This is a genomic window from Fibrobacter sp. UBA3629, assembly GCF_002374005.1.
Taxonomy (GTDB): Bacteria; Fibrobacterota; Fibrobacteria; order Fibrobacterales; family Fibrobacteraceae; genus Fibrobacter.
Map to the genome: position 1 here is coordinate 19867 of NZ_DFLC01000021.1, position 8060 is coordinate 27926.

Here is an 8060-nt window from a genome sequence, read left to right on the forward strand (position 1 = left end):
AAATGACAAAACGGAACGATGTAGATTCGAATTTAAATGAAAACCTTAGTGAATCAAGCACATCAATATCGTTGCTTGAGTTCCTTGGGCTTCTTTGGAGAAAAAAATTTATTCTTCTCCTGTTTGTGGTGCTATCGGCATTACTAGGTGCTGGTTATGCTATGTGGGTTCGCCCTCAGTACACGAGCGATGTTCTTCTTCAAGTAAATGTAAAGGGGTCGAGCAGTAAAGCAACAAAGGCTATGGGCGAGATGGGTGCTGTTCTTGATTTGGCTAGCCCGGCCGATGCCGAAATCGAACTTATCAAAAGTCGTATGGTATTGAGCTATGTTGTCGCTTCTGAGCACCTCCACTTGTGGACCATTCCTGTTGGTTTTTGGGATAGATTACTGCATAGGGAAGGCCGTATGGATTTGGATTCCTTGCGTATCCCAGAAAAAGTACGTGCAGGGAAATGGAGCGCGACTGCAAAGAGTGATGATTCCTATTCATTGATTGATCCCGATGGAAAAACAGTCATTGAAGGTAAAGTTGGTGAAATTGAAACGATAGTGTATGCTGGTGATACTCTTGCTATTCGTGTTAATTACATGAAAGCGGCTAAAGGTCAAACATTTATGGTGTTCCAGGGTTCAACGATGATGGCAGAACGATCTTTGCAGGGGGCGTTGCAGGTGATGGAAAAGGGCAAGCAGACGGGCATCATTTCTGTTCGTTATAGCCATCGTTACCCGGACCGTGCAGCATCTATCTTGAACACGATTGCAAAAACTTATCTGCGTCAGAATGTGGAAATGCGTAGTGCGGAAGCTGAAAAGACTTTGGAATTCCTTGAAGGGCAGTTGCCGGGGGTCAAGGCCAAGTTGGATAGTGCTGAAAAGATTTTGGCGGATTATCGTTACAAGATCGGTTCTGTGGATATGAGAGGAGAAACCAAGGCTCACCTGGATAAGGAGGGCCAGTTGCAACGCCAGATTATGCAGTTGGAACAAGACCGTCAAGCTGCATTACGTTTGTTTAAGGCGGAACATCCCAATGTACAAACTATAATTAAACAGCAAAATCGTGTTCGGGCTGAATTAGCGCAATTAAAAAAACAGGCTGAAAAGATGCCGCTCACACAGCAGGAAGTGACGCGATTGCAGGAAGAAGTTGCTGTAAACAACGAAGTGTACACGAATATGCTCAACAACATTCAACAGTTGCGAGTGGTGCGTGCCGGTGAGGTTGGCAACGTTCGCATTGTTGATTTTGCACAGATTCAACAAAGTCAGAGTAAGCCCCAGAAATCGCGTATTTTGATGTTTGCGGTTGTTTTGGGGTTTGTCTTAGGTGTTTTTTTCTTGTTCTTGCTTCATGTGTTCTCCAATGGTGTTCGTAGTGCTTCCGAAATTGAACGCGAAACGGGTCTCAGTGTGTTTGCAAAGATTCCGCAGTCTCCGAATAAGTTACTGCGTGGCCACAAGCACCTGCACCACGGTGCTCCGTTTGTACTCCAAAATCCTGAAGACAAGGTAAGCGAATCGTTCCGTTCGCTGCAGACGGCCTTGATGTTCCTGATGCCGAAACCGGAACATAGCGTTGTGCTTGTAATGGGGCTGATTCCCGGTGTGGGCAAGAGTTTTGTTTCGCTGAACTTGGCGACGACGATTGCCGCAAGTGGTAAGAAGGTTTTGCTTATCGATGCTGATATGCGCCGTGGCGTGATCCACGGGCGCTCAAAGTTTGGACTTGCTGATGTTTTGGCGGGAATTGCGACTCTTGACACAGCTGTTTCACAAAAACATGACAATAATTTGTTTGTAATGAACGCGGGCAAGACAAAGCTTGCCGCTTGCGAACTACTCCGTAGCGATGCCATGGACAAACTCCTCAAGGAGGCTCGTGAAAAGTTCGACTTGGTAATTGTGGATACGCCGCCTCTTAATTTGGTGACCGATGCTGAACTTATTTGTCCGTTGGTGGATTTCTCGCTTTTCGTGCTCCATTATGGTCGCCATAGCATGGATGAAATCAAGGAAACTGTCGAACGCGTACGTCGCTATTCGGACAAGCCCGCCGCTATCGTGATGAACCACTGCGAACGCGAACCTGGCCACTATGGATACGGCTACGGGTACTACGGTAAGGGCTATTACGGCAAAAAAGCGTGATTTTTGTGTGATGCTCGACACTTTACGGAAATATTACATTTTTCTATATTTGGCCTAAATCTATAGGTTGAATATGAATTTTTCCCAAAAAATGGCCGTTTTGGCACTTTCGTTCGCTGTCGTGGGCGTTTTTGCCCAGGAAGAGGGCGCTATTCTTGGCGAATATGGCGCAATTACCGTCAAGATGCTTAACGGCAAGAAGACTGCCCTCATTAGCGGTACGTCAACGGAAGCGGTCGAGATATCGGAAGATGTCGAAGTGGACTCCATCTACTACGATCGCGACTATTCTGGCGAGTGGGGCAAGCCTGGTACCTTGATGCTTCCGTTTGATTTCCCGAATGGATGTCTTTCTGAATTTGGTCAGATTTACGAAATGACAGGAATTGAATTTAATGGCACTTCGGAAACTTGGCAGATAGATACGAAAAACATGGGCAGTAACGGGGATTTTTCCGCCAATAGGCCTTATTTCGTGCGTCCCAATAAAAACCAGGTTGTTTTTCCTGCATGGTGTGCTGGTAAAACAACCATGAAGAAGACGGTCGGTGCCGATACAAAGTTCTCTTTCGATAACTGGGAATTTCGGGGCATGTATTCCTATAAGACTTGGGATGAGGGAGACTCTGATATTGGTCGTGTTTATGGCTTTGCTGCAAAGGAAAAGGAAGTTGATGGCAAGACCATTAAGCAGGGCCAGTTCGTGAGGGTCAAGGCGGGTGCCTATATCCGTCCGTTCCGCGGCTATCTGATTTACAACAATAGCGCCGTTCTTACCAAGAGCGCTACGAATTCTGCAACCGCCTCTATCGATGTAGAAGATTTGCCTTCCACGATCGAGGTTGTTTTCCATGATGAAGATGAAACCACTGCAATTTACATGCTGAACCCGCACACGGGCGAGTTCTCAACGGCGACCGGCTGGTTTGACATGAAGGGCCGCAAGCTTGACAAGAAGCCGACCATCAAGGGTACCTATTTCCACAACGGCAACAAGGTTATCATCAAGTAGGGGTGGATATGAATTTGAAGTTTGAAAAGAAAGAATACGTTGCCCCGAAGCTCACTTTTATCGATATGCGCGGTGACATGTACCTGCTCGCTGGTTCCGGTGGTGACGGTCCCGATGCCGATGACTACGACGACGAACTCGGATTCAACCTGAACGAAGGTGCAGACCGTATCGCATAAAGCTTCTGCGAGGCGCACGCACCTCTTCTTTACACTCCTGCGATTAGCCATAGGGGCTTCGCGGGAGTTTTCTGATTTTAGGGCGGACGGTATTTCTGCCGAAGACTGGGAATGGCTATACAGGCTGTGCGGTCGGCAGTCGCTTTTGGGTGTTGCCTTTTATGCGATTCAAAAGCTTTCATCAGGGAAGCCCGAAACTCTCGGGATGCCGCGCCAGCTTTATCTCAAATGGTATTACCAGGCTGAGGGCGTCCGGTCGCTGAACGAGCAGCATTATGCATGTTCTAGGGAGCTGACGCAGAAGTTTGTTGCGGAAGGTTGCCTGACGTTTATCCTCAAGGGGCAGGCGAACTCCCTGCTTTACCCGGACAAGTTTATCCGCCAGACGGGGGATATCGACATCTGGGTTTCTGGCGGGCGAGAACGTGTTCTTGAGCTGCTCCGGAAGATGGACTTGCTAGAAGATACGAAGATCTCTAGCCACGACGTCCTTCTTCCCAAGAAGGTGTTCGGGGAAGAGGTCGAGGTTCATTTCGGGTTCGGGGTCGACCGCTGCAGCCCTTTTGCGAACAAGCGCATGCTCGCATTCCTTGACGCGGAATCGCACAACGCGACACTTGTGCCCGAGGGCTTTTATGCCCCTTCCAGCAAGTTCGCGCTGGTCATGCAGCTCTCGCATATCTACAAGCACATGCTGGGCCTCGGGGTAGGGATGCGCCAGCTGGTAGATTACTTCATGCTGCTTCAAGCATCGTCGAGTGAGGAACGTACCGAGATTGCCTCGCTGCTCGGGGCCATGAACTTGCGGCGATTTGCAGGTGCCCTCATGTGGGTGCTTACGAAATGTCTCGGACTAGAAAGTGAATACCTGCTTTGCCCGCCCGATGCCCGCCGCGGTCGCATTCTCCTTCGTGAAATCATGCGTGACGGCAACTTCGGGAAATTCGCGGATCGGCGTCGCGGTTCTGTCTGGCGCTGGTGGCTCAAGAACCGCCTGCGTCTGGTTACATTCCTCCCGTTCGATTTCTCCGAAGTTTCGTGGTTCCTGCTGCGCTACTGGGCTTCGTTCGTGTTCTTGATGCCCCAGCGCATTCTGGCCCTTCGCCAGTATAAAGAACGTCACAAATAGATATGGCGTAAAAAATATGCCAATTTTTTATAAAATTGGCTTGTTTTTTATGCCAATTTTGTGTATATTGTTGATATGGAAAAAGTAATTGCCGAAATTTTGCGTGAATTTTATGAGAATGGCGTGCCGACAGATGTTTGCCGTCGCCCTGTAGAATTTCTCGAAAAAAAAAGAAATGCCACTTCTATTATCGGTATGCGTCGCACTGGGAAAACCTATATAACGTACCAGCGTATGCACGAACTTATTGATGCCGGTTTGCCTCTGAATCGAATTGTTTATGTCAACTTTGATGATGAGCGTTTAAGGGGTATCAAGGTGGACGATCTCCATCTTATCGGTGATGTGCATGCGACAATGTTTCCTGAGGCGGCTCGGGAAAAATGCTGGTATTTTTTGGATGAGTTACAGGATGTTGATGGCTGGGAATTTTATGCTCGACGTCTAATAGATTCTGCGTTGGTTCAACTATGTGTGACCGGATCTTCATCTAAGTTGCTTTCATCAGAGGTGGCGACTCAACTTCGTGGTCGATCTTTGGATATGGAGGTCTTTCCTCTGTCTTTTTCGGAATTTCTGCAATTTAATGGGATTTTTAAGAATGTTCCTGAAAAACCATTTTCGTCTAGGACTAGTGGTTTATTGCGTAATGCCATGGCTCGATATTTGGACGAGGGTGGTTTCCCTGATATACAAGGGGAGAATGTTCGTGTCCGGAACAAGTTGTTGCAGGAGTATGTGAATGCCGTTGTATTTAGGGATGTTATAGAACGGCATGAAATTTCGAGTGTGCAGGCGCTTCGGTATACTTTAGATTATGTTATCCATAATTATGCGCGGAAAGTTTCGACTCGTGCCATCTCTGGCACGTTGAAGGCAATGGGGATTTCGGACAATCGTGAATATATTTCTAATTATCTTCGCTATTTAGCCGATGCGTATCTCATTTATCCTGTATCTATAAGGACGGATTCTGTTTCGGTGCGTAGAACAAATCCTGATAAATATTATATGGTTGATACTGGGGTTGTTCGTGCGATGACGCCAAAGAATGATGCTGAAAAAGGGTGGCTTCTAGAGAACCTTGTTTTTATGCATTTCCGGCGTGGAAATAATAAAATTGAGTATTATATCAATCGTGCTGGCGGCGAAGTTGATTTCCTTGTTACGAATCTTGATACGAAATCTAGGCGACTCGTTCAGGTTGCTTGGGATATGGAACAGCAGGACACGTTCAAGAGAGAGATAGATGCGATTCGTTTGGCGAAAGAAGAAATTAAAGTGAAAAATTGCTGCATCGTTACATGGAATTCGGAAGCCATATTAGAAAATGGCATTAATGTGATTCCAATTTGGAAATTCTGTCTCGAATAATTATGTAATAAAAATGGCGGCCCAACTGTCGCCAGATGGGGCCGCGCTTTTTTTAGAAAGATGCTCGCCTTCTCCCCAAAGAGGATAACTCTACTATGGCAACAAGTTGCCAAGTATCGTATAGCGAGCATGACGATCGCCTTACTTCTTTTCGCCCTTGCAGCACTTGCATTCGGCCAAGCACTTGTATGCAACGCCGCCGATGACGCCGCCCAAAATCGGGGCGACCCAGAAGAGCCAGAGCTGCTTGATGGCGGCCCCGCCAACGAACACTGCCATTGCGGTAGAGCGGGCCGGGTTCACGGAGGTGTTGGTCACCGGGATAGAGATGAGGTGGATGAGCGTGAGGCAGAGGCCGATGGCAATCGGGGCGAAGCCTGCCGGAGCTCGGCCGTCGGTAGCGCCCATAATCACGAACAGGAAGATGGCGGTGAGCACGGTTTCTATCAGGAACGCGCCGCACATGCCGGTGGTCTTGCCGCCGAAGGCGTTCACGCCGTTGGTGAGCGTGTCGGACCAGCCGTTGGTGGCGAATGCGCCAATGCCTGCGTTGGTGAGGTCGGGCTGGGCGATGCAGTAGAGCACTGCCGCAGCGACGATACCGCCGATGACCTGGGCCACGATGTAGGCCGGAGCTTCCTTAGCGGGGAAGCGGCCGCCGGCAACCTGGCCCAGCGTGACGGCCGGGTTCAGGTGGCAACCCGAAATGTGGCCGATGGCGTATGCCATGGTGAGCACGGTGAGGCCGAATGCGAGCGACACGCCCACGTAGCCGATACCGGTGGTCGGAACGCCGCAAGCAAGCACGGCGGCACCGCAGCCGCCAAACACAAGCCAGAATGTGCCGATAGCTTCGGCAATGGCACGAGTAGTAAGTTTCATAAACATCTCCATAGTTTGGGGTTAAAAGTTGTGCCTTAATTTAGCAAAGCGAATTGCATGAATTCAGCAAAAAAATGAGAAAAAAAGTTTTCGTGAGTAAACTCACAGTTGTATGCAAAAAAAATAGTCCGGTTGAACCGGACTACTTTGAAAGGGTAGATGCTCGCCTTCGCGAGCATGACGATAGCCTTACTTTTTGTCGGCGCCCTTGGGCATCTGCACGGAGATATGGATGTCCTGCAGCTGCTGGAGGTCCACTTCGCTCGGGCACTGGTCCATCGGGCTAGAAGCGCTCGTGTTCTTCGGGAACGCGATGAAGTCACGGATGGATTCTTCGCCTTCCATGGTAGCCACGACGCGGTCCAAGCCGAAGGCCAAGCCACCGTGGGGAGGAGCGCCGTACTTGAAGGCGTCGACGAAGAAGCCGAATTTTTCCTTAACCTGTTCTTCGGAGAGACCGAGCAGGCGGAACACCTTCTCCTGGACTTCCGGGTTGTGAATACGGATAGAACCGCCACCGATTTCCACACCGTTCAGAACAAGGTCGTAAGCTTCGGCGTTGCAATCCTTGAGGTTGCCTCCGAGCATCATGTCCAGATGTTCCGGAAGCGGATTGGTGAACGGGTGGTGCATGGCCATGTAGCGGCCTTCGGTGTCGCTGTATTCGAACATCGGGAATTCGGTAATCCAAACAAATTCGCGCTTCTTCGGATCGCGGAGGCCCTTGATGCGGGCGACTTCCAGGCGGAGCTGGCCCATGGCGGTTGCTGCAACCTTTTCGGGGCCTGCGATGAAGAACATCATGTCGCCGCACTTGGCACCGACGGCGTCGCGCAGTTCGTTGAGCTGTTCAGTCGTGAAGAACTTGCCGACCTGGGTTTCCACTTCGTCGTTTTCCTTGACGCGCATCCACACGAGGCCCTTGGAACCGTACTTGCCCACGTAGGCGGTGAGTTCGTCGATCTGCTTGCGGGTGAAGTCAACGCAACCCTTGGCAGCGATACCGCGGATCTTGCCACCGGCGGCAACGCAGTTCTTGAACACGCCAAAGTTGGACTTTGCGCCGATTTCAGAAACATCGTGGATTTCGAGGTCGAAGCGGAGGTCCGGCTTGTCGGAACCGTACTTGAGCATGGCTTCGTGCCACTTCATGCGGCGGATCTTCTTGGGCGGTTCGAAGTTCCAGACCTTGCCGAGCACTTCGGTCACGAACTTGTCGAACATGGCCATCACGTCGTCCTGGTCCACGAAGGACATTTCCACGTCGATCTGCGTAAATTCAGGCTGACGGTCGGCGCGGAGGTCTTCGTCGCGGAAGCACTTGGCAATCT

At 49.9% G+C, this 8060-nt stretch carries 7 protein-coding genes; 5 read left to right on the top strand and 2 right to left on the bottom strand.

Going from position 1 to position 8060, the window contains the following annotated elements; genetic code table 11:
• Window positions 1-2 precede the first annotated feature (2 nt).
• From B2310_RS07195 to B2310_RS07215, 5 genes are all read left to right on the top strand, one after another.
• Complete coding sequence (locus tag B2310_RS07195; RefSeq protein ID WP_290730018.1) at window positions 3-2153, top strand: polysaccharide biosynthesis tyrosine autokinase; 2151 nt, start codon at window positions 3-5, stop codon at window positions 2151-2153.
• Between the two features lie 91 nt (window positions 2154-2244).
• On the top strand, window positions 2245-3165 hold the full coding sequence (locus B2310_RS07200) for a hypothetical protein (protein WP_290730020.1): 921 nt from the start codon (window positions 2245-2247) through the stop codon (window positions 3163-3165).
• An 8-nt stretch (window positions 3166-3173) separates the two neighbouring features.
• The gene (locus tag B2310_RS07205) at window positions 3174-3344 is read left to right on the top strand and encodes a hypothetical protein (protein ID WP_173382260.1); all 171 of its coding nucleotides are present in this window, start codon (window positions 3174-3176) and stop codon (window positions 3342-3344) included.
• Window positions 3325-4473: a nucleotidyltransferase domain-containing protein gene (locus tag B2310_RS07210; RefSeq protein ID WP_290730022.1), complete on the top strand. Its 1149-nt coding sequence runs from the start codon at window positions 3325-3327 to the stop codon at window positions 4471-4473. The genes B2310_RS07205 and B2310_RS07210 overlap by 20 nt, the downstream gene beginning before the upstream one ends.
• Before the next feature lie 75 nt (window positions 4474-4548).
• A complete protein-coding gene (locus tag B2310_RS07215) occupies window positions 4549-5847 on the top strand; it encodes an ATP-binding protein (protein WP_290727216.1) in 1299 nt (432 codons plus the stop codon).
• Window positions 5848-5988: 141 nt separating this feature from the next.
• On the opposite strand, the gene aqpZ is transcribed toward B2310_RS07215, so the two are convergent.
• Window positions 5989-6729, bottom strand: a complete 741-nt coding sequence (aqpZ, locus tag B2310_RS07220) for an aquaporin Z (RefSeq protein WP_290727217.1) — start codon at window positions 6727-6729, stop codon at window positions 5989-5991.
• A gap of 189 nt (window positions 6730-6918) precedes the next feature.
• Window positions 6919-8060 (bottom strand): aspartate--tRNA ligase (aspS, locus tag B2310_RS07225; protein ID WP_290730024.1); only part of this gene is annotated, 1142 nt, incomplete at its 5' end.

Bases quoted from the DNA above. Each gene is read 5' to 3' on its own strand.
- B2310_RS07215 (WP_290727216.1), top strand. From the start codon at position 4,549: ATGGAAAAAGTAATTGCCGAAATTTTGCGTGAATTTTATGAGAATGGC.
- B2310_RS07205 (WP_173382260.1), top strand. From the start codon at position 3,174: ATGAATTTGAAGTTTGAAAAGAAAGAATACGTTGCCCCGAAGCTCACT.
- aqpZ (WP_290727217.1), bottom strand. From the start codon at position 6,729: ATGAAACTTACTACTCGTGCCATTGCCGAAGCTATCGGCACATTCTGG.
- B2310_RS07200 (WP_290730020.1), top strand. From the start codon at position 2,245: ATGGCCGTTTTGGCACTTTCGTTCGCTGTCGTGGGCGTTTTTGCCCAG.
- B2310_RS07195 (WP_290730018.1), top strand. From the start codon at position 3: ATGACAAAACGGAACGATGTAGATTCGAATTTAAATGAAAACCTTAGT.